Raw genomic sequence first — 22002 nt, forward strand, 5'->3', positions numbered from 1 at the left:
CTTTCGCTGGCCATTTCAGCATGCCCCACCCTGCAGCCCTCTGAGCCTCCTCGGTTCACGCAGGCCCCTTTCCCACTGCTCCCTCGTGAGAAAGCAGTTGCTGCGCTCCCACCTCAAACCACCGGCAGCTTCTCCCGCAGCAGCCCCGCCAGCTCACTCGTCTCCTCCAGCGTAAAATCCGCCTGCACCTTCGGCTCATGATGGCTCAGGATACGCACCGTCTTTGGCACCCCGGCATTGATCGCCATCTGGATGTCGCGGTCATGATCCCCCACCAGCCAGCTCCGTGTTAGATCGAGTCCGTGCTCATCTCGCGCACGCAGGATCATCTCCGCACTCGGCTTCCGGCACGTGCAGCTTCCCGCCAGATGTGTGCAGGCATAGATGCCATCCAGCGTAGCCTCATGTCCTGCCAGATGCTCCTGCATGCGCGCGTGCAGATCATCCAGCGCAGCCTGCGTCATCAGCCCCTTGCCCACCCCCTGCTGGCTCGTCACTAGAATCGTCGCATACCCACGTTGCTTGCACAGCGCCAGCGCCTCCACAATCCCCGGGGCAAACTGAAAATCCTCCCAGCGCAGCACATAGCCATCTCCAGGGGAGACATTCACGACACCATCACGGTCAAAGAAAACGGCAGGACGAAGAGGCTGGGCGGCTGGCATGGAGAAATGAGTGCGCACGCATAGCCGCACTGCCCTCAAATGGAAACCGCTCTTTGCAGCAGCTCCACCTGCGCCCCCGTCTCCGGCCACACCGGAAACCCATGGAAGCACACGTTGTCCCCCATCGTGCGGAGCTCCACATCCTTCAGTTCGATGGAGTCCGGCAGCGCCGGCCCTGCGATGGATGGCCGCCCGCCACCACACAGGCGCGGGGCGATGTACCAGTACACTTCGTCCACCACCTTCTCGCGGAAAGCCTGCCCTAGAATGATGCCGCCCCCCTCGATCAGCACAGACACGACTCCATGCTTGCCCAGAATCGCCAGCGCATCCGGCAGGCTTTTGTCATTCATAATCACCGTTCGGTCCTTGAATTCATCGGTAAAAAGATGCGCATGCTGGGGCAGGTCACCGCTGCGGGTCATCACCACGCGCCAGGGCTGCACCTTGCCGCTTCCAGCGCTGCCATCCCGCAGGGTCAGCTGGGGGTTGTCTTTGCGCACGGTCTCTGCACCTACGATGATGGCGTCCACCCGCATGCGCAGCCTGCGCCCATGCGCACGTGCCGCGTCATTCGTGATCAATGAGCTCTCTCCCGCCGGACGGGTGATGCGTCCGTCCAGACTCTGTCCGGCCTTCGCAATCACATACGGAATACCCGTCGTGATCCACTTCGAAAAAGGCCGGATGATCGCCCGGCACTCCTCCTCCAGCACCCCTGCCGTCACCTCGATGCCAGCCAGCAGGAGAATGTTGCGCGACTGCTCGCGATGGCTCGGGTTGGGATCATACGCACCGAAGACCACGCGCTTGATGCCCGCAGCCTTGATCGCCTCCGTGCACGGCCCCGTGCGCCCGTGCGTGCTGCACGGCTCCAGCGTCACATAGATCGTCGCCCCCCGCAGCAGCTTGGGGTGGGTCTTCTGCGCATCCCGAATCGCCTCCACCTCTGCATGCGGTTCGCCTGCCCGGTGATGGTACCCGCGCCCGATGACCTTCTCCTGCGCCACGATGACAGCGCCCACGGGTGGGTTGGGACTCGTCAGCCCCACTCCTTGTTGTGCCTGGTCCAGGGCCAGGTGCATCCAGTGCTGGTCGGGCGTTTCTTTGTAGGCGATGGGCGGCGGCATGCGGGAGAGGCCGGAGAATAAGCAGCGAATCGCTTCTGAGAAGCAATAAGAGTGTCACAGAATGCACAGCCACACACAGGGAGCAGAGGCTTTTTGTGCTCGCCGCCGCGCATGCGCAGGCCTTAATCTTCCACTGCCGATGAAACTGTCTGAAAAAGCCCTGCTCTACCGCGAACTGGCCAAGCTGGTAGGTGCCCATTTTCATCTCGACCGCTCCCTCGATCTCCTGCTCAAGCAGCACCCCTCCCACGCCCGCCGCACCTGGCTCGAAGGCCTGCAGACTGGGCTGAAGGATGGCAAGGGCGTGGCCGCATCCATCACCGAAAATTGCGGAGCCTTTTCCGACGAGTTGGAGTTTGCTCTCATCGACGCCGGAGAGCGCAGCGGCCGCCTTGGAGACGCCTTCAGCCACCTCTCCCGCTACTTTGAGGCCTGGAACATCGCCGTAAAGCAGGCGCTCGGAGCCCTCATTTACCCCCTGCTCCTCGCCCACCTCGGCATCGTGCTGCCAGAGCTGCCCACCATGGTCACGGCCACCATGGAGGACAAGCCCGCAGGCATGGATCGTGTCTTCCTGCCACTGGCCGTCCTCTGGCTCATCATCCTCTCCCTCTTTCTGCTCTGGCGCTGGCTGTCGCGTCTGGGGGCCACGTCATCTGCGGTGGATTTCTGGCTGTCGCGCTTGCCGCTCATCGGCAGCGTGCGGCGGCACTGGGCGCTGGCGCGCTTCTGCCAGGTCTTTCATGCCTGCCTGCTCGCCTCCATGCAGATCACCGAGAGCATGCTGCTGGCTGGCCGTGCCTCCCACAGCGGGCTGCTGCGCCAGGCCGCGCAGGATGCCGCCCAGCGCATCGCCGCAGGGGCCACCATCTCCGGTGCCATGGCAGACGTGCACGGCTTCCCCCTCATCTTCGTCCACGGCGTGGCCACCGCCGAGGAATCCGGCACCCTCGACCACGAGATCAACCGCTGGAGCGCCGCCGAAACCATCGAGGCCGGAGACGCCGTCCAGCGCGCCTCCCAGTGGCTACCCAAGATCGCCTACGGCATCGTCGTCCTCTACGTGGCCTGGCGCATCATCGGCCTGATGGCCGGTTATGGTCAGATGCTGAAGGAAATTGAGCGGATGTGAGTCGACTAATATTTACACTAGCGATGGAAAAAGTTTAAACCATTTTAATCGTCCTAATTTTTACTCTCATTTACCACATTCGCCAGAGCGTTGTTCATCAAACATTTTTTAGACAATTACCTTGAATTTTAATCCACGATGCAGACTACTATTGCATAGTCATACTATTTAATTTTTCACCACAAAATGCACAAATTTGGAATTTTCGTCGATGGCTCCAATCTCACAGGATCACTTGGAAAGCTTAATCTGAAAATTCCAGATTATGAATCTTTTTATAAGTATGTTTTCAGAGAAGGTGCCTCACATTGGGCGCAGTCTTTCCACAGCGCCCAGACTCGTTTGGATGCTCGCTTACATAGGGTGATGCTATACCAACTAGGTGAAATGGACTATTTGGATTTTAGCGACCCAAAACTACAGGCAAACCAGCGGGAGCTATTTGACCGCTCCCCTGAGGTTAAAAATCACTTTATGCGGGAGGCTGGAATAAAGCTCCAAAATCTACAAAACGACGAACTCCATTTGGAAGCATGGAAAATGTATTGGAAAGACCGAGAAAATTGGTACGCCAAAAGAAAAGGGATACTTCAAGGCGTTCTCAGTTTTAACCATGCAGTTCAAGAGTCTTGTGATTTTTTGCAGGTCGTTCCGTGTGGTTACTGGAAGCTAAACATTTTAAAATCTTATATCGAAGAAAAAGGTTTAGACACTGGGATTGCCGTCGGCGTTGCGACTCATGCCGAGTTTCTAGATGTAATTTTACTCATGTCAGGCGATGCAGACTTTATTCCAAGCGTTGACCATGCTAAGACCAAGCAGTGCAGCGTTGGGGCAATTGATATAATCAGAGGATCTCCACCCGAGAAAAAAGGCAGACAGTCATCTACTCGTTTGCATTCGGCATGTGACTTTGTTGTGAGAGTATACGAGACAGAACTGTTACGACTAAAGCTCGCAGAGACAAGAACCAACGATAATGGAGAAGTTTAAAGAGAAGCATTTGTCTAAAAAGATTGAATCATACAAACTCATGCACCAATCACACTAAAGTTGATGACTTAATCTTCTCAATGGGCAAACTGTTAATTCCAAAGGTGGATTATCAGCAGATATTCCGAACAATTTATTCAGTGCTTTTATATGTAAAAGCCGACCTTCCTAGGTCTTGTGTTGCATTTAGAGCCTGTTATTAACTTTTGCCGAATAGAGAAGAGAGCATGAGGGTGGCGAAGGCCAGCCAATGCATGCCGGTCAGCGTCGAGGCCAGACGCTCGTAGTCTCTGGAGAGGCGCTTGAAGCGTGCGGCCCAGCCAAAACTGCGTTCCACCACCCAGCGCTTCGGCAGCAGCACAAAGCCCTTCTTGGCTTCCGAGAGTTTGACCACTTCAAGGCGGATGCCGTGAGCCTGCGCATCCTCTGCGGGCTCTTCGCCAGTGTAGCCCTGGTCCACGTAGGCAAGTTCCACGTTGTCTCCAGTGGCCTGCTGGATTTGCGCCGCCAGCACTCCGACCTGTGCCCGCTCCTGCTCGCTGGCTGCCGTGACTCTCACGGCCAGCAGATGCCCCAGAGTGTCCACAGCAATAGGCACCTTGCTGCCTTTGCGGCGCTTGTAGCCATCATATCCTGCCCGCCCTCCACTTTCAGGCGAGGACTGCAAGGTGCGTCCGTCCATGATGGCTGCTGTGGGCTGGGCCTTTCGCCCCTTGGACAAACGTGAAAGTTCGCGCAAATCATGGGCCATGGCTTCAAAGCAGCACGCTTTCATCCAGCGCTGAGCCTGCTGGTAAACATTCTGCCATGGCGGCAGGTCATGCGGCATCATCCGCCACTGGCATCCGCAGCGCACGATGTAGCGCAAGGCGTTGAAAAGCTCTCGCAATGCATAGTCCCTCTGGGGCGCATCTTCCTTCATCAGCACCAGATAGGGGCGGCAAAAGTCCCATTCTGCATCACTGACGTCACTGGTGTAGGCGGCTCTTGGCTTGTTGGTCGAGGGTTCCATTCCAAGCGTATGGCTTGGAATCTCACAGGTGTACAGCGCTTTTCAAAGTTAATAACAGGCTCTAACGTCATAGGAGCAGTGCTCCTGAATGAATTTTACAAAATTCAAGCGCAACCATTTGTCGGCATAGCTGCATACTGCGTTAGCACCGAACCCAAGTCAGTCCTGGTATTCGCTGATGAGAATATGGATTATTCAGTGCCTACAGACAGAGGGTTTCATTGCTGGATCGAAACGGATGATTGGATTATTGATTTTAGCACTCCTTTATTTCCCATGATAGCGAGGGAGCGAAACTTCCCCACACCTGGCTGCAAAATGATGCAATGCAAACGCAGCAGAGCAAAAAAAGCACTCAATGACTTACTCGTAACCGGCGATTTTTTTCTTGATCGCAGCGCAGAATTTACAGAATTCACATTGAAAAAATTCGCTGCAGTTCCGCTCCATCAAGATGTGATAGAGATTTGTAGGCAATGGTTTGTGATGCCCCCAAAGCAAATGCATCCTAAACTCACTTTATGCAATCAAGATGGTGAACACTCTTGCGTTGCATTTTCGCGTTTTGATATCAATGGATCATGGTAAAGCTAGCCATAGAATCTATCTTGAATAATAAAATACCCAGCTGATATGGCCAATGGCTAAGAAAGAGTATTCGTTCGAAATATCTCCGACTACTCAGCACGAGAGATGCGACTTATCGCCAATCAGCGTGATACGGGCCCCAGTCAAGTCGTCTTGGCACCAGCAGCCTCTGTCAACCATATCATAACGAGCAGCATATCACAGCCCCGCAAAATTCACGTTCCGTGACCTTAAGCGAACGACATACATAATTACTGTATAATAACGCAACAGGCTATTCGATGAGTAAATTCATTCAGTCCTTGGCCCCAAAACGACGAAAAGTCCTTTACAGCCCCCTCGAAATGCGTTTTCTGTTCACCCGAACATCTTTTTTAACCACACACCACACCTGATTATGGCCCGCGCTCCCAAAGAATCCGCCGACACTTCCTCCGCCAAGACCGACAAAATCGCCGAGGCGCGCAGCCGCAATCTCGATCTGGCCATCCAGCAGATTCAGAAAGACTACGGCGAAGGCGCCATCCTCCGCATGGGCGACGACAGCTCCAAGATCGACGTCAGTGTCATCCCCACCGGCAATCTCCTTATCGACCAAGCACTCGGCACCGGCGGCTTCCCCCGCGGCCGTGTGGTGGAGGTCTATGGCCCGGAATCCTCCGGTAAGACGACCCTCACCCTCACCGTCATCGCCCAGGCCCAGAAGGCCGGCGGCCTGGCCGCCTTCATCGACGTGGAGCACGCCCTCGACCCCAGCTACGCCCGCCGCCTCGGCGTCAAGATGGACGAGCTGCTCGTCTCCCAGCCCAGCTCCGGTGAAGAAGCCCTGCGCATCTGCGAAACCCTCGTCCGCTCCAACGCTCTCGACGTCATCGTCATCGACTCCGTGGCCGCTCTCGTCACCCGCCAGGAACTCGACGGCGACATCGGCGACTCCACCGTGGGTGCTCAGGCCCGCCTTATGAGCGCCGCGCTCCGCAAGCTCACCGCCATCATCTCCAAGGCCCGTACCTGCTGCGTCTTCACCAACCAGATCCGAGAAAAAATCGGCGTCATGTTTGGCAACCCCGAAACCACCCCTGGCGGCAAGGCCCTGAAATTCTACGCCAGCGTGCGTCTCGACATCCGCCGCATCGGCGCCATCAAGACCACCGACGGCACCGTCACCGGCAACCGCACCAAGGTCAAAGTGGTGAAGAACAAGCTGGCCCCGCCCTACACCGAGGCCGAATTCGACATCATGTACAACGAAGGCATCTCCAATGTCGGCTCCCTGCTGGATCTGGCCATGGACTTCGAAATCCTGCAGAAGCGCGGATCGTGGATCAGCTACAAGGGCACCCAGCTGGCCCAGGGCCGCGACGCCGCCAAAGAAGTGCTGCGCAGCGACGCCACCGTTTACGCCGAGATTGAAGCCGCCGTGAAGGCCAAGCTGGCGGAGAAGAACGCCACCAATGAGAAATCACCGGCCAAAGGAGCCGCCGCTGCCGCCGCCGCTTCCTCTTCGGACGAAGAGTAAGCGGCTGCACGTGAAATGTGCCCCCGCCCTTTCACGTTCCAGTACCTTCGTCGTTTGACATTTACCGCCCCGTGCGCCTCTTTTCGCGGTCATTCCGCGACGAGTATGGCTAAGCACGGCCAGCACCAGCAGCAGGAAACCTCCGCAGGCGACTCAAAGCCGGAATGTGGAGGACGTCAGGCCGTCGTCGAGCTCTGCGAGGTCACTTCATGCGGTCTTGTCTTCTGGTCCCGCCAGCGCTTCGAGATCGGCTCCGAGCTCCAGGTCCGTGTGGAGCGCTCCGCACTCACCCCCGCCATCCTGGCCATGACAGACACCACCTCAAAGTGGGTCATGCTCAAGTGCCTGGTGGCCGCCGGCCTCCCACAGCGGCGCGCCGATGGCTCATCCGGCTTCAAAATTTCCCTCCTCGTGCTGCAGGCTCACGCGGAGGAATCTCAGCCAGCCAAGACCCGCTCCAAAATGCGCTGGTTTCGCCCACGGCTGGGCGGTCATCAGAGCTTCGGGTTAAACTGACAGCTCCGTTCTGTGCTCACTCCAGCTCCACGCCAAAGAAGTCGTGCATCACCTGGCGGTACACGCGGCGCTTGAATTTCGGCACCCAGTCCATCTGAAACTCAGACGGCTTGATCCACTTGAAGGTGGAAAATTCGCGGTGGGTCGCATCCAGATTGAAGTCAGCGTCCGTTCCGTCAAACCGGCAGAGAAAGTAGGTCTGCTCCTGCCCGCCGTAGAAGCCGTATTTCAGCCGACCTTTGCTGAAGGAGTAGCGGTAGCCCTCCCTCCTTTGCAAAATCTGCAGCTGCTCGCGCTTCACGCCGATCTCCTCCTCCAGTTCGCGAAACAGCGCCGTCTCGGCATCCTCTCCCTCATCAATGCCGCCCTGCGGAAACTGCCAGGCGTTTTTGATGTTGAGGCGCTCCGCCACAAAAATACAGCCATCCTCACGCTGCAAAATCGCAGCGACATTTGGACGATAGACGATGGCTTCAGGTGGGATCATTACAGGCCGGAAGGATGTCGCATGGTGTAGCCCTTGGTTGGGCGAGAGCGGCTGCTCCAGCGCGGGCCGTCGCTGTCCGCATCGCTGTAGCCGGTGTCCAGCCGCAGGCCGGCCACTTCGAGAAAGACGTGCCCCTTGCGGGCATACACCGTGATCCATTTGCCATGACCGCTGCTGCCATAGCTGCGGAAGGCCCCGGAGACCGTGGGCTTGCTCAGCCTGCCAGCGGCATGCAGCACATACGAGGTGGTGCCGGAGCAGTCATAGGCCCAGTCTTCAAAATGCGCATGCCCGCCGCCACGGCGGTACGGCTTGGTGCAGATGCGGTTCCCGGCGGAGATGGCCCTCATCACTTCCGGCGGGGCATTCGCCGGTGGCACGGCCCGCCCGCCTACGATCACCGCCGTCTTTCCGGGAGCATACTTGTATTCCCAGCGCGAGCCCGCACTGGATCCGCACTGGCAGAGCAGCACGCACAGAGGCAGGAGCATCAGGAGGGGGAAAAGTCGCATCATCTGGCCCATCGTATTCAGCCTCTCGGAAATGACAAGGCGCGCAACACCGTCTTGCCTTGTTTTCAAATACTTGCCACAATCCGCCCCCATGATCCGAAAACTCGCCGCCCCTCTGATGCTGGCCGCCGCTGCTTGTGCCGTGGCTTTCTCCGCTCCTGCCGCCAAGCACAAGATCCTCTTCTTCACCAAATCCAGCGGCTATGAGCATGCCGTCATTTCCTGGAAAAATGGGCAGCCCAGTTATGCCGAAAAAGTGCTGCTGGAGCTCGGCGAAAAAAACGGCTGGGACTTCACCTTCTCCAAAGACGGCTCCAAGTTCAGCAAGGACTACCTCGCCCAGTTTGACGCCGTCTTCTTCTACACCACCGGAGACCTCTGCAGCGAAGGCACCGATAAAAATCCGCCCATGAGCCCCGAGGGCAAGCAGGCCCTCTTTGACTACGTCAAGAGCGGCAAGGGCTTCATCGGCACCCACTCCGCCAGCGACACCTTCCACACCGACAACGAGGCCCTGAAAGGCCCCGAACGCTACGTGAACCACGGCGACAAAGCCGACGCCTACGTGCGCTTCCTCGGCGCCGAGTTCATCAAGCACGGCAAGCAGCAGGATGCCAAAAACACCGTCACCGACGCCAAGTTCCCCGGCTTTGAAAAGGTCGGTGCCACCTACGGCTTCATGGAGGAGTGGTACTCGCTCAAAGACTTCACGCCTGACATCCACGTCCTCAGCGTCATCGACGCCCCCGCCATGGAGGGCAAGGAATACGAACGCCCCGCCTACCCCAGCACCTGGGCACGCAAAGAAGGCGCAGGCCGCGTCTGGTACACCGCCATGGGCCACCGCGAGGACGTGTGGACCAATCCCACCTTCCAGAACATCCTGATCGGCGGCATCAAATGGGCGCTGGGAGATGTCCAGGCAGACGTGCCCCCAAACCTCAAGGAAACCGCCCCCGGCGCCATGACCAATCCCCCCTACGTGGCCCCGCCGCCGCCCAAGCCCGCCAAGACCGACGCCGCTCCTGCAAAGTAGTTTCGTTGCGCCGCAACGAGAGCCTTTCTTCGACCGTTTAGTCCGTCCCCCCTCCCTCTCAAATTCCCTGTCCAAATCCAGTCGCAGCACGACTGGATGACTTCTCTCCACCACCATGCCCAAGCCCCTTCAAGTCCTCGCCTGGATCGCCGTCTCCCTTCTCGGAGCTGGCTCCGTCGCCTTCTCCGCATTGCACAAAGGAGAGACCATCAATGCGCTCTGGCTCGTGGTGGCTGGCCTGTGCTCCTTTGCCGTCGCCTATCGCTTTTACAGCAAATGGCTCATCACCAAGGTGCTCGTGCTCGATGCCCATCGCGCCCCGCCCTCAGTCACGCACAAGGACGGCAAGGACTTCGTTCCCACCAACAAGTGGGTCGTCTTCGGCCACCACTTCGCCGCCATCGCAGGCCCCGGCCCGCTCGTGGGCCCCGTGCTCGCGGCGCAGTTCGGCTACCTTCCCGGCATGCTTTGGATCTTGATCGGCGCCACACTCGGCGGTGGCGTGCATGATGCGATCGTGATGTTTGCCTCCATCCGCCGTGGCGGCAAATCCGTGGGCCAGATGCTCAAGGAGGAAGTGAACCCGATCGTCGGCCTCGTCGCCATGATCTCCGTCCTCGCCATCATGACCATCCTTCTCGCCGTGCTTGGCCTCGTCGTGGTCAAGGCCCTGGCCGAGAGCCCCTGGGGTCTCTTCACCATCGTCATGACCATCCCGCTGGCCTTCATCATGGGCTTTGGTCACACCATCTTCGGTGCCAGCGTGCGCAGCGTCACCATCTTCGGCATCATCGGCCTGCTCGTCAGCGTCTGGGCGGGCAGCAATCTCAAAGCCTGGGGCATCGAGCACTACTTCGACTACAAGGGCGAAACCATCGCCTGGTCCATCATGATCTACGGCTTCGCCGCCTCCGTGCTCCCCGTCTGGATGCTCCTCGCCCCGCGTGACTACCTCAGCACCTTCATGAAGATCGGCACCGTCGCCGTCCTCGCCGTTGTCGTCATCTGGGTCGCCCCCGATTTGCAGATGCCCAAGCTCACGAAGTTCGTCGATGGCACCGGCCTGGTCTTCCTCGGCAGCGTCTTCCCCTTCGTCTTCATCACCATCGCCTGCGGAGCCATCTCCGGCTTCCACGCCCTCATCTCCTCCGGCACCACCCCCAAGCTGCTCGACAACGAAGCCGACATCCGCAGCGTTGCCTACGGTGCCATGATCACCGAGATGCTCGTCGCACTCATGGCCCTCGTCGCCGCCTGCGCCCTTCAGCCCGGCGAATACTTCGCCATCAATGCTGGCATCAACAAGACCATGGCTCCCACCGAAGTCGTCGGCGTCATCTCCAATGCCGGATTCCCCGTCACCGTCGCAGGCATGGACAAACTGGCCGCCGACATCGGCGAAAAAACCATGTTTGGCCGCGTCGGCGGAGCCCCCACCTTTGCCGTCGGCATGGCGCAGATGTTCGCCCGCGCCTTTGGCCCCGCGTGGATGTCCTTCTGGTACCACTTCGCCATCATGTTTGAGGCGCTGTTCATCCTGACCACCATCGACGCCGGCACGCGCGTGGGCCGCTTCATCCTGCAGGACTTCCTCGGCGGCATCTGGAAACCCCTCGGCAACACCCGCAGCCTCCCCGCCAACGTCTTTGCCAGCGCCATGCTCGTCGCCGCCTGGGGCTACTTCCTCTATCAGGGCGTCGTCGATCCCCTCGGCGGCATCAACACCCTCTGGCCGCTCTTCGGCATCGCCAATCAGCTCCTCGCCGTCATCGCCTTCTGCCTCGGCACCACCATCCTCATCAAGATGGGCAAGGCCCGCTACCTCCTCGTCACCGTCATCCCGCTCATCTTCCTCATGAGCGCCACCTTCGCCGCCGGCTACATCAAGCTCTTCGACAAAGACCCGCGCATGGGCTTCATCGCAGGCGCAAAAATGTACGGTGAAAAGCTCGCCAAAGGCGGCACCCCTGTGGAGATGAAAACCTGGGCCGCGCAGCAGTTCAATTTCAACGTGGACACCGCCGTCACCGCCTTCTTCCTCTTCGCCGTCGCCATCATCTTCATCGGCTGCCTCAGCGAATGGATCAAGCTCCTCAGCGGCGCCAAAAAACCCGTCCTCAACGAAGAACCCTACGTCGCCCTGCCCGAAGGCGCGTGATCAAGCACGCCAGCTTTTTGGACTGCGGTCGCGAAGATGCAAGGCGCAAGCCTGCATCGCAGCTACCGCTTTTCGAGCAGGTCACCCTTCCCCTCCCCCCTCAGCGCGCACGCCAGCTTGCGCATACACGAGCACGGCCCTTGCTCAGGGGGAATAAATCAGCCGGCCCCACTCATTGTAGGCTTCAGCAAAGATCGCGTTGCACAACCCTGGATCAGAGGCGTCGAGATAACGACGAGCACTGGCAATCACCCGTTCCTTGTCCTCTTTTCCGACGCTCAGATACATATAGTAAAATAGAAAGCGCTGTCTGTGTCGGCCTGGCGCTGGCCCTTGCCGATAGGCTTGGAATCCAAGAATGCTGTTCCCCTCAAAGCACCAAACAGGTGAGTGCGTTCCAGCCCCAGCCTTTTCGGTAAACCAGCGTGTCATTTCGGTAGGGGCTTCAACGAGATAAGGGCTGATTCGAATGAAGGCCCACGTCAGGCAGATTCGATGCGCGCCGGTGTAATCTTCCACCTGCGTTCTCATGCCCAGAGGCAGCAGTGCCACGAGCGCCAGCAAAATGAAACCCTTCCTGCGCATCACCATGTACCCGAAGTTACCCGGCAGAACGCGGCCAAAACAAGCATAATTAACAAGCGCTCATGGAAGTCCGCCTCACACGCGCTCAGCATCATCTCCAGCTCCGCCACACTCAGCGGCGTCCCCACGGCTCGTCATCAGCCACTGATCCAAACACGCCGTCCCTGAATCGTCTGGTTGCCGGCTGAAAATGGCCACGGCTGCTCGGCCATCTTCCGGTATCTTTTCAGTGCCTCCGGAGGCATCCACGCCGCGTCCGGACTGGCCAGCCAGCGGCTCATATCCTCCCGTGAATAATCTTTCCACTGAGTCATGATGCTACTCAGGACGGCATCCCGGCTTTCCTCCGTCCCTTTCATCAGCCGCACAAGACCGATCACATCCACCGCGATTGCCGGCTCATTTCCCAGCACCGTGCGCACCTTGTCCGTGGTGATCGTGTCGAGATGCTGCCGCACATACCCCAGCGCCCCGGCGGGATCATTCTTCAGCCATGTACCCAGCACGCTGCGCCACGCGGCATCTCGACTCTCCTCATCCGGCAGGCTCTCAGCGTAGGCCAGCGCAGCGGAAGCATCCGCCTTCGCCATCCACGCGGCAGCGGTGCTGGTCAGGCCCCGGCGGATCTTCGGAGAGGCCACCTCCACAGCCAGCGCAGCCGCCGCACGCGCATCCGTGGGGGCCAGATCGGTGGCGATGGAGCTCCAGGCATAGTCACACTGTTCAAACTTGGGCTGTCGGCGCAGCCAGGCCAGCACGGCTTCTTTTTGCCCACCACGCTGCCAGACGTGGCTGACAAGATTTCTGATCTGCGCACGCTGCTCCTGCCCTCCTGCGTAAAGCGCCACCAGGGCGTCCAGAGACGCCACCTCGGGTTTGATGACCTTTCCATACTCCAGATAGGACATGTCCCCCACGATCCGCTCCCTGTCTGGCTGCGTCTTGAGCCACTCCAAAAACACCTGCGGCTGGCTGCCAAACCAGCACGCCAGGGCCACACTCAGAAAGGCATGGCGCTCGATCGGATCTTCGATGGCCTGCCCAAAAGCGGCAGCTCCATGCCCGTCCTGTCGCCCCCATTCACGTGCCACCAGCTCCATCTCCGTCAGGCGCGGTTTTACGCCGCTCTTCGTCAGCACCTGCCAGGCACGCGGTGCGTCGCCCTGCGCCATCTGCAGCAGCAGCTTCTCACGGGTTTGAGGCTCCATCCGCCCTCCCGAGGCCGCCTCCTGCCACCGGCTGAAGGCGGCAGAAGGTCCGGCCGGCATGAGAAGCGGCCTGTAGGAGTACAGCACGCCGCCCAGCAGGCCGCATGCAAATAAGCTGGTGCACCAGATGACAGTTTTCATCGCAAAAAGAGGTTAGTGGAAGATGGAGATCGCATCGCTGATGAAGAAGGATCCGCCGCTTTCTGAATGGCCCGACCGAGTAGCCGCGACTCTGGTTTTCACATAAGCATCGAGCGCCTTTCGTGTCTCATCATCCAGACTGGCCTGCTGCAGCCATTTTACCGGCCCTTCGTTGTCCTTGTAGAGCCAGGACATAAGGCAGAGCTGCAGCGCCTGCCTGCGCACGGCTGCATCCTGAATGTCCTGGGCCCGGCGCAGGGCCTCTTCTGGCATCCTCAAAGCCATCGCCGTGGCCACCCCATACCAGGCCGCGTCCTTCGCGCTGCCCGCAGGCAGGGCCTCAGCCCACCGCGCCGCAGCCACCGGCTCCTTGCCAGCCCAAATCTTGACGGCGGACTTCAGCATGGCATGTCTTTTCACCGCACTGGCTTCGTCCGGCTTCTCATGCTCCAGCGCAAAGCGGCAGGCGTTTTCAGGATCGGCCAGGGCCCATTGAAAGGCTGCCTGGCTCAGAATGATCTTTGCGTCCGGATCGCCAGACTCCACGGCATGCCGCGCAGCACCGGCAGGATCATTTTGCGCCCAGGTCAGAAGGACAGAGTTTTTGGCATTGCGGCGCTCCACGGCATCCGTGAGCGCATTGGCAAACGCCAGCCCTTCTTGCGGCGAGACGGCTGCGCGGAAGGCGGAGACCGTGCTCATGACCTGATGGCGCACGTTTGTGTTTCTGATTTCCGGCAGCAGCTTGAGCGCAGCCTCAGGATCGATCTGCATCAGCCCCCGCGCGGCGGCAGTGCACAGCATCGTGCGCTTCTCCCCTGCTGGAAAGGCCAGCAGCCAGCCGGTCTGCTGCATCCACCTGCCCTCGGCTGCAGGTCTTGGCACTCCGGAATGCAGCGAGGAGCGCTCTGTGGCAAAGCTTTCCGGCATCAGCTCTGCAATGACCGCCAGCTGCGCAGCATCTTTGATCTTGAGTTGAAACCACCCCACATGCCGGGCCAGTTTTTCAGCATCGGGCTGTGCGCGCAGCCATGCCAGCAGGCCCTCCGCATCATGCGCGGACCACTCCTGCAGCAGCTCATGCACAAAGGCCTCCCGCTGCATGGCGCACGAGATTTTTTCTGCATAGCGCATCGCCCCCTTCGCGTCCTTCTGCGCCATGCCCCGCGCGATGCCCGGCAGAAAAGCAGGCATGAACAGCACCCGCTGCTCCATCATGGCCTGCCAGGCACGATCAGGCGCGACCCGCGCGCAGCCAGAGAAGCAGACGTCGCCCAAGGTGTAGTCACGATGCAGCTCCGGGTGCTTCAGGTACTCATCCATCACTGCGGGGCCTGCCTCTGGGCAGTCTTTGAGCAGCTGCCGCAGCAGCTCCCATCTCACCGCCTCATCTCCTTCCAGGCTCAGCAGCGTCTCAAAAGCTTGCGCCGGGCTCGCCCCGGCCACACGGGCAAGCGCCGCAGAGCAGGCCTCCATATCCCGCTGCTGCCAGGCCCTCACCACCTCAGAACACGCCGCCCCCGTGGCCGAAATCAACCTGCCAGCCGTAAGCCCCGCCAGCAGCACAGCCAGGTAAACAAACGCACGAAATATTTTCATGCCCGAGGTTAGCCAGCCCCCCGGTCAGATGGCAATAGGATAGTTGCCTGCGCAAGAATGGGCCAGGAAACCAAGCCCGCGCCACAGCATGAGCACGTGCTTCCAAGCTCATTCTCCCAACGCTCCCGCAAACCACACCAGCGGGCAAAAGCGCTCTCACACCCGCTTTACAATCTCCGGCCACGCCGATTCAAACACATGCTCACCACCATCCGGCTGCAGACAGAAGCGCCAGCGCCCCTCGATCTCAGTCATCGCATGCTCCTCGGCATTCAGATTCCCCTCCTCACTTCCCCAGAGCCGCCTCCCACTCCGCCTCCTTAAATCCCACCAGGCACACCTTCCCCTTCGCATCCAGCGCAAAGGGCCGCTTCACCAGATTCCCGTTCCCCGCCAGCAGCGCCAGCGCCTCATCCGTGCTCATTCCCGGCAGCGTGTCCTTCAGTCCCAGGCTGCGGTAATCCATGCCCGACACATTAAAAAGCCGCCGCACATCCCCCGCGTACGCGCTCAGCATCATCTTCAGCTCCGCCACACTCGGCGGCGTCTCCCGGATCGCCTTCTCCTCATACGCCACCCCGCGCCCCTTCAGCCACTTCAGGGCATTCTTGCACGTCGAGCATCCGGAGTAGGCATAAACTTTGAGCATAAAATAAAACGAAAAAAGGTTCTCAGATCAGTCTCCCCCACAAAAGCCCCGCTACCACCAAAGCCAAACAAAAAGACTACCCGCGACTTCACCCGCCAGAACTTTAAACTTGAAACCTTAAACTTGAAACGGCCCCCGCCGCCAACACCCGTAAACCATCGTCAACGACGTTCAGCCACCTTCATTCCACCTTCCCCATCCACGGCTCAAACTCCGCCGGCACCTTCGCCTCAAACGCCATCGGCTGGTCATGGATCGGGTGGTTGAACGAAAGCTTCCACGCATGCAGCATCAGCCGCGGCACCCGCACCCGCTGCTTGTTCGGCTGCGCATAGATCGGGTCACCCAAAATCGCGCACTGCAGCGCCTCGCGCATATGCACGCGGATCTGGTGCGTCCGCCCCGTCAGCAGCCGGCACTGGATCAGCGCGCATCCCTGGTCCACCGCCAGCCGCTTCCACTCCGTGATCGCCTCCTTCCCCGCACCATCCAGCAAAATGCTCATCCGCTTCCGGTCCACCGCATGCCGGCCGATGTAGTTTTGAATCCTCCCGCCCTCCTCCTTCGGCACACCATTCACCACCGCCAGGTAGATCTTCGCGATCCTCCGCTCCGAAAAAGCCTCCGTCAGCCGCCGGTGCGCCGTGTCATTCTTCGCCACCACCATGCAGCCGCTCGTGTCCTTGTCCAGACGATGCACAATCCCCGGCCGCATCTCCCCGCCGATCCCGCTCAGGTCCTCGATATGGTGCAGCAGCGCATTCACCAGCGTCCCGTCCGGATTCCCCTCCGCCGGGTGCACCACCAGCCCCGACGCCTTGTCCAGCACCACGATGTCCGCATCCTCATACAAAATCGTCAGCGGAATGTTCTGGGCCTTGATCTCCACTTCCGCTACTTCAGGGATCGTGATACTCACCACATCCCCGCTCTTCAGCGCCACCCCCGCCTTCGCAGCTTTCCCGTTCAGCGTCGCATGCCCCTCCTTGATCAGGTCCTGCAGCCTTGAGCGCGACATCTCAGGCAGCCTGCGCGCCAGGTGCTTGTCGAAACGATCTCCGATATCCAGTGTTTCAGTAATGGTCCAGTCCACCCCACAAACTCAAGTTTCGAATTAATAAGGCAAACTGTAATTTCTGGCATATCCACTGCGTCCCTCTACCATCCAAGCTCTGACACCTTGATTCTCGCCCCCCCAGAACAGTCCTACCTGAGCACCTGCCCCGTGTGTCAGCGGCAGATCGATGTCACCTCCCTCGAGCCCTTCACCAAGCTCCAGTGCCCCTTCTGCGGCCAGATGGTCCGCGTCCGCCGCCGCTTCGATCAGTTCATGATCGTCCGCCAGATCGGCGAAGGCGGCATGAGCCGCGTCTTCGAGGCCGAAGACGAAACCCTCGGCCGCCGCGTCGCCCTCAAAATCCTCAACCGCCAGTACTCCCGCGACTCCGTCCGCCTCGAGCAGTTCCAGCGCGAAGCCCACATCACCGCCAACGTCACCCACCCCAACGTCATCAAGCTCTACTCCGTCGGCTACGACCAGGGTTACTTCTACATCGCCATGGAGCTCGTCGGCGGCGGCTCCCTCGAGCAGCGCATCCGTCGCGAGGGCCACCTCAAAGAAGCCGAAGCCCTCCGCATCGGCCGCGAAGTCGCAGAAGGCCTCCGCGCCGCCCAGCAGCTCACCCTCATCCACCGCGACGTCAAACCCGCCAACATCCTCTTCACCGAGACCGGCACCGCCAAGGTCGTAGACTTCGGCCTCGCACTCTTCATGGATCGCGGCGGAGATCAGTCCGGCGAGATCTGGGCCACCCCCTACTATGTCGCCCCCGAAAAAGTCATCGAAAACAAAGAAGACTACCGCAGCGACATCTTCTCCCTCGGCGCCACCATCTACCACGCCCTCACCGGCAGCCCCCCCCACAAAGCCGACACCGCCTCCATCGAAGACCTCCGCCGCATCAAATCCAAGCGCGTCACCCTCGGAGAGTCCGGCCTCCACTTCTCCCCCCGCACAGAGCACGTCATCAATGGCATGCTCTCCTTCACCCCCGAAGACCGCTTCGCCAACTACTCCGAAGTCGTCGACGAAATGCGCCTCGCCGAAGGCCTCCTCGATCGCGGCAGCGTCCGCCGCCGCCTCGTCTCCCGCCGCGCACGCCTCATCGGCTCCATCGCCGCCGCCATCATCGCCGCCTACGTCATCGGCTGGCTCGTCCGCGAAAGCGGAGAGCGCCGCCAGGCACGCGCACTCCAGCTCACCACCGCCAGCCAGCTCGACCTCGACGGCACCGGCGTCACCCTCACCGCCGACAAATCAGGCAAAAAAACCATCTCCGAGCGCTTCACCGAAGCCCGCCAGGACATGCTCGAAGACCGCCAGTTCGCCACCGCCCAGCACAAATTCGCCAAGCTCCTCGAATCCAAAGACCTCATCCAGCCCACCCAAAACTGGGCCCGCTTCAATGCTGCCCTCTGCAGCATCATGCTCGACAAGAAAAAAGACGCCGCAGCCCAGTTCGCCCAGCTCGCCACCACCCCCGATCTCAACGGCCTCGCCCCCTTCTTCACCCGCATCAAAGACCGCATGGCCGTCGGCTTCGGCCTCGGCCTCAACCCCGACACCCTCGGCTACAAAGACACCAACGAAGAAATCCTCGGCTACCTCCTCCACGGCCTCGCCGAATGGCATTTTGGCGATGCCCTCCTCGGCGCCAAAGAGCTCGAATACTTCCAGGAGCACCTCGCCCTCCTCAAAAAAGCCGCAGACACCACCCCCGCCACCTCCCTCGACTGGATCACCCGCTACAGCACCCTCGTCGACCGCTACAAGCCCGACTTCCCCCTCGTCCGCAGCGCCCTCAAACCCAAAAACTCCGGCACCCTCGCCGAGCTCCGCGCCTCCCTCGCCCTCGTCCAGCAGACCCGCAAAAAACTCAAAACCAGCGGCGCCTTCCTCAGCTGGATCAAAGGCCTCGAATCCGGCCTCCAGCGCGAGATCTCACTCCTCACCCTCCAGGACCAGCAGCGCCAGATGGACGAGGACAAAAAGCACCGCCAGGCCGACCTCGAAATCCTCTCCGAGGTCAACGCCCTCGTCCCCTCCCTCGTCCAGGGTTACGACTACACCCGCGCCATCGACATGCTCACCGGCACCCGGCTGCAGACCACCGACGTCCGCACCGCCCTCGACGGCCGCCTCTACCTCTACACCCAGTCCCGCGACTTCATCCGCCAGCTCACCGCCGACCTCTCCACCAAAGGCTGGACCGGCACCATCACCCGGCGGGAGGGCGGCCAGCTCACCGGCCGCATCACCACAGACCCCGCCGGCACCACCATCACCATCACCCTCGATCGCGGCACCCTCTCCCTCCCCTTCTCCAGCCTCACCCCCGAGTCCCTCGTCGAGATCGCCCAGTCCCTCGGCACCCAGATCACCGACTCTACCGACTACTACCGCCGTCAGGAAAACACCGCCGCCTTCGCCCGCCTGAATGGCCTCCTCCAGCTCTCCACCACCATCGCCTCCCAGCTCATGGAAGAAAACTCCTCCTTCCGCACCCGCTGGATGAAAGTCATGGCCGCCGGCATCTGAGGTGCGATAGACACACCTTGCATGTTGGGAACGTCCTGATTTCGGGGCGCTGCGAAGTGACAGAGGCTTGGAACTCAGGCTGGGTGGTGACGGCCAACCAGCCTGAGCGCGTGGGGGACAGGCTTTCTGTCGATGATTTCCGCAGGGAAAGCATATGAGAATGAAACGATCAGGTACAGCAAGGCAAGCTTGAGCAGGCGTATTCTCGGATGCAACGGGCACATTGTCATTTGTGTCTACTGCGCCGCCGATACCACAACCAGGCCAGCAGAGGCAGCCCGGCAGCGGCCAATGCCCAGGCGAGGTCGCCAGAGGAGGAGTTTGTGACCCTGGGCTTCTGCGCGGAAGTGACATCTGCATTCTGCGCGGTTGCGGATTTTGCCAGGACGGCTCCTTCGTTTGCATTGGGTGCTTTTCCTGCGGCATCGGCATTCGTTTCCGTGTAAGTAATCGGATGGCCGCCATAACTCACACAAGCATTTCCAAAGTATTCGGCTCCGTCCAATGTCCACTTGTGGTCGGCACCTAGAGCCAAAACGTGCGTCTTGCGCTCACTGGAACCTTCCTCATCCATCGTCAGATCAAATCTGTCAGGAGCCACCAGCTTGAAACCCGCACGCCTCGGCTGCAGGCCAAATATTTTTACGTATGACAACGCAGCAGTGTTTTCAGGGTCGCTCTTTTGAAAGCAGATATGAAGCACGGAGTAGGCTTTTCCAGAAAGATAGACGCCAACACCTCCATCTGGGCTATTCACCACAGTATGTATTTTCGACAAATCAAACTCAGACATGCCTGGCCGCACAATTGCCGGATAGTTCGGCAGAGTGCCCAGTGCATACTCCTGACCGCCAGCGTCTCGATAAGCAAAAGAATAAAGGAGCAGCGGCATCTTCACCCCGTATGTGAAGCCATTCTGAATGCGGCGAACAATTAGCATGTCGCCTTGGTCGCTGATTTGCTTTTGCAGCATAAACAAATCCTCAGCCGCATTAACCGAAGTCAACAACAGCGCTAAGGCGATGAAAAAGAATTGAAGAAACTTCATTGGGGTGATTTCCTCCACCACAGCTGAACCAGGTTTTCCGCCTCGGCTTTGGCCCTGTCGGCAGCATAGAGCTGCCTGATCAAAGCAGGCGTCCACGGCACTTCCTGAACCGCAGACAACATCACCGGCTCAAGCGTGCTCAGGACGCAAACAATCAACCAAAGCACAGGCATACGGCATGCCAGAAACAGGCTGGTTTCATGCTCATCCATCATTTCAATGCCCCTGCCTTTAACCAAAAACCAAGACTGCAAGCAAGCCTCGTTTCACTCAAAAAAAGAGAAGCGGGCAAACCGTGGTCGGCAGCGGTCCTCCACACCACAGCGCGCACTAGCATGAACATCCTCTCATCATCGACGACACAGTAACACCGACTCCCACCATCCACTCCTCTGCAACAAACTCAAACATCCCCAGCCCAGTCCCCACTCCCATCCGTGTCAGCCAGCGCAGATCAATCGTTAAAACCCGCCTCGGAATCTTTTACCATCCATCTTTTACCAGCCCTCCCCTCCGCAACTACGGCCAACCATGCAACCTCCGAAGCTTTAGCGAAAGATGGACCGCAAACTCCCCCCAATCCCATCAGTGTCAGTCAGTGCAAGTCAGCGGTTAAAACCAGCCTCTGAATCTTTGACCAGCCCCTCTCTCCTCCGCCCCCAGTCGCAAACCCTCATCCCTTTTTCCTCCTCTTTCCCCTCTTTCGGCCAATTCTGATTCAGCATGAGCGTCATATCAGCGTCTCATCAGCGGTTAAAATCCGGCTCTCCCCCCATAGGCCCTGTTCCCCCTCACTACCCCCGCGCATTCCGTCATTCGGCCTTCGTCATTTTTTCGTCATTCGGGCTTACTCATTCGTCATTCCATCCACGCTCCCTGCCCTCGGCCAAAACAACCGAGAACAGAGAACCGCGAACAGAGAACAAAAAACGTTACTTGATCTCCTGCGCCCAGAAAATGTGCCAGTCGTCCAGGTTGTTCAGATCCACCGCACCCGGATTCACGCTGCCGTCATCCGCAATGCCATCTGCCGCCAGGATCGCCTTGCGGGTGTCATCAGCATGGATGTAGCCCGAGATCGCCTGGTTGTGCTTGTAGATGTTGCCCTTCGTCAGGTTCACGCCCGGCTGCGCCTTGATCCAGCTCTCCAGCTGCGGATAGCTCGGCTTCGTCGCGATGAACGCCTTGAACGTGTCGATGTTGATGCCCAGCGCATCCAGCGTCATCTGGTCATACCCGCAGCCCACGCCCGGATACTCAGAGTGCAGCTTCCCCGCAGCAGCCAGCGAGGCCTTCTGCCACAGACGCGGAAGATGAAGAACACCAAGGGGACCGGCGATGCCGGAGCTGATAAGAGGAACAATCTGGCTCATGGATAAGGGAGTGGTTGGATTAGGATTCAGTGACCATTCGCAGCAGCGAACGA

Annotated in this window: 21 protein-coding genes; 8 read left to right on the forward strand and 13 right to left on the reverse strand. The window is 59.5% G+C overall.

The window, feature by feature from the left end:
* Nucleotides 1–113 precede the first annotated feature (113 nt).
* On the reverse strand, nt 114–665 hold the full coding sequence (locus tag HNQ65_RS13715; protein ID WP_184340114.1) for a D-glycero-alpha-D-manno-heptose-1,7-bisphosphate 7-phosphatase: 552 nt from the start codon (nt 663–665) through the stop codon (nt 114–116).
* A gap of 35 nt (nt 666–700) precedes the next feature.
* Entirely contained in the window at nt 701–1795 is a 1095-nt protein-coding gene (ribD, locus tag HNQ65_RS13720) for a bifunctional diaminohydroxyphosphoribosylaminopyrimidine deaminase/5-amino-6-(5-phosphoribosylamino)uracil reductase RibD (protein ID WP_184340115.1), read from the reverse strand.
* 139 nt (nt 1796–1934) lie between these two features.
* On the opposite strand from ribD, the gene HNQ65_RS13725 reads away from it, so the two are divergent.
* Together HNQ65_RS13725 and HNQ65_RS13730 are read left to right on the forward strand one after the other, a co-directional pair.
* On the forward strand, nt 1935–2927 hold the full coding sequence (locus HNQ65_RS13725; RefSeq protein WP_184340116.1) for a type II secretion system F family protein: 993 nt from the start codon (nt 1935–1937) through the stop codon (nt 2925–2927).
* 186 nt (nt 2928–3113) lie between these two features.
* On the forward strand, nt 3114–3920 hold the full coding sequence (locus tag HNQ65_RS13730; protein ID WP_184340117.1) for an NYN domain-containing protein: 807 nt from the start codon (nt 3114–3116) through the stop codon (nt 3918–3920).
* 199 nt (nt 3921–4119) lie between these two features.
* Here the strand turns inward: HNQ65_RS13730 and HNQ65_RS13735 are convergent, their stop codons facing one another.
* Nucleotides 4120–4932, reverse strand: coding sequence for an IS5 family transposase (locus HNQ65_RS13735; protein ID WP_184340118.1), 813 nt, complete (start codon nt 4930–4932; stop codon nt 4120–4122).
* 9 nt (nt 4933–4941) lie between these two features.
* Between HNQ65_RS13735 and HNQ65_RS13740 the strand changes: the two genes are divergently transcribed.
* The 3 genes from HNQ65_RS13740 to HNQ65_RS13750 all read left to right on the forward strand — a co-directional run bounded on the left by HNQ65_RS13740 (nt 4942) and on the right by HNQ65_RS13750 (nt 7555).
* On the forward strand, nt 4942–5520 hold the full coding sequence (locus tag HNQ65_RS13740) for a DUF2026 family protein (protein WP_184340119.1): 579 nt from the start codon (nt 4942–4944) through the stop codon (nt 5518–5520).
* Nucleotides 5521–5917: 397 nt separating this feature from the next.
* Nucleotides 5918–7039 carry a recombinase RecA gene (gene recA / locus HNQ65_RS13745; RefSeq protein WP_184340120.1) on the forward strand — a complete coding sequence of 374 codons (1122 nt, stop codon included), beginning with the start codon at nt 5918–5920 and terminating at the stop codon, nt 7037–7039.
* A 105-nt stretch (nt 7040–7144) separates the two neighbouring features.
* On the forward strand, nt 7145–7555 hold the full coding sequence (locus tag HNQ65_RS13750) for a hypothetical protein (RefSeq protein ID WP_184340121.1): 411 nt from the start codon (nt 7145–7147) through the stop codon (nt 7553–7555).
* 16 nt (nt 7556–7571) lie between these two features.
* Here the strand turns inward: HNQ65_RS13750 and HNQ65_RS13755 are convergent, their stop codons facing one another.
* Together HNQ65_RS13755 and HNQ65_RS13760 are read right to left on the reverse strand one after the other, a co-directional pair.
* Nucleotides 7572–8042, reverse strand: coding sequence for an RNA pyrophosphohydrolase (locus HNQ65_RS13755; RefSeq protein WP_184340122.1), 471 nt, complete (start codon nt 8040–8042; stop codon nt 7572–7574).
* On the reverse strand, nt 8042–8533 hold the full coding sequence (locus HNQ65_RS13760) for a peptidoglycan endopeptidase (RefSeq protein ID WP_246438206.1): 492 nt from the start codon (nt 8531–8533) through the stop codon (nt 8042–8044). Before HNQ65_RS13760 ends, HNQ65_RS13755 begins: the two co-directional genes overlap by 1 nt.
* Nucleotides 8534–8645: 112 nt before the next feature.
* Here HNQ65_RS13760 and HNQ65_RS13765 point away from each other — a divergent pair, with 112 nt between their 5' ends.
* Both HNQ65_RS13765 and HNQ65_RS13770 read left to right on the forward strand, forming a co-directional pair.
* The gene (locus HNQ65_RS13765) at nt 8646–9590 is read left to right on the forward strand and encodes a ThuA domain-containing protein (protein ID WP_184340124.1); all 945 of its coding nucleotides are present in this window, start codon (nt 8646–8648) and stop codon (nt 9588–9590) included.
* Nucleotides 9591–9705: 115 nt separating this feature from the next.
* A complete protein-coding gene (locus HNQ65_RS13770) occupies nt 9706–11748 on the forward strand; it encodes a carbon starvation CstA family protein (RefSeq protein WP_184340125.1) in 2043 nt (680 codons plus the stop codon).
* 144 nt (nt 11749–11892) lie between these two features.
* On the opposite strand, the gene HNQ65_RS13775 is transcribed toward HNQ65_RS13770, so the two are convergent.
* From HNQ65_RS13775 to HNQ65_RS13795, 5 genes are all read right to left on the reverse strand, one after another.
* Complete coding sequence (locus HNQ65_RS13775) at nt 11893–12279, reverse strand: hypothetical protein (protein ID WP_221306161.1); 387 nt, start codon at nt 12277–12279, stop codon at nt 11893–11895.
* Between the two features lie 191 nt (nt 12280–12470).
* The gene (locus tag HNQ65_RS13780) at nt 12471–13682 is read right to left on the reverse strand and encodes a hypothetical protein (protein ID WP_184340127.1); all 1212 of its coding nucleotides are present in this window, start codon (nt 13680–13682) and stop codon (nt 12471–12473) included.
* 12 nt (nt 13683–13694) lie between these two features.
* A complete protein-coding gene (locus tag HNQ65_RS13785) occupies nt 13695–15281 on the reverse strand; it encodes a hypothetical protein (RefSeq protein WP_184340128.1) in 1587 nt (528 codons plus the stop codon).
* A 286-nt stretch (nt 15282–15567) separates the two neighbouring features.
* Complete coding sequence (locus tag HNQ65_RS13790; RefSeq protein ID WP_184340129.1) at nt 15568–15930, reverse strand: arsenate reductase family protein; 363 nt, start codon at nt 15928–15930, stop codon at nt 15568–15570.
* Between the two features lie 181 nt (nt 15931–16111).
* Nucleotides 16112–17023 (reverse strand): RluA family pseudouridine synthase, encoded by a 912-nt coding sequence (locus HNQ65_RS13795; RefSeq protein ID WP_184340130.1) that lies wholly within the window; start codon nt 17021–17023, stop codon nt 16112–16114.
* 87 nt (nt 17024–17110) lie between these two features.
* Here HNQ65_RS13795 and HNQ65_RS13800 point away from each other — a divergent pair, with 87 nt between their 5' ends.
* On the forward strand, nt 17111–19528 hold the full coding sequence (locus HNQ65_RS13800; RefSeq protein WP_184340131.1) for a serine/threonine-protein kinase: 2418 nt from the start codon (nt 17111–17113) through the stop codon (nt 19526–19528).
* Nucleotides 19529–19754: 226 nt separating this feature from the next.
* On the opposite strand, the gene HNQ65_RS13805 is transcribed toward HNQ65_RS13800, so the two are convergent.
* The 3 genes from HNQ65_RS13805 to HNQ65_RS13815 all read right to left on the reverse strand — a co-directional run bounded on the left by HNQ65_RS13805 (nt 19755) and on the right by HNQ65_RS13815 (nt 21949).
* A complete protein-coding gene (locus tag HNQ65_RS13805; RefSeq protein ID WP_184340132.1) occupies nt 19755–20576 on the reverse strand; it encodes a hypothetical protein in 822 nt (273 codons plus the stop codon).
* Complete coding sequence (locus tag HNQ65_RS13810; RefSeq protein ID WP_184340133.1) at nt 20573–20830, reverse strand: hypothetical protein; 258 nt, start codon at nt 20828–20830, stop codon at nt 20573–20575. Before HNQ65_RS13810 ends, HNQ65_RS13805 begins: the two co-directional genes overlap by 4 nt.
* Before the next feature lie 678 nt (nt 20831–21508).
* On the reverse strand, nt 21509–21949 hold the full coding sequence (locus HNQ65_RS13815) for a DUF5069 domain-containing protein (protein WP_184340134.1): 441 nt from the start codon (nt 21947–21949) through the stop codon (nt 21509–21511).
* Nucleotides 21950–22002: the final 53 nt, after the last annotated feature.

Origin of the sequence: Prosthecobacter vanneervenii (assembly GCF_014203095.1) — a bacterium.
GTDB lineage: Bacteria > Verrucomicrobiota > Verrucomicrobiia > Verrucomicrobiales > Verrucomicrobiaceae > Prosthecobacter > Prosthecobacter vanneervenii.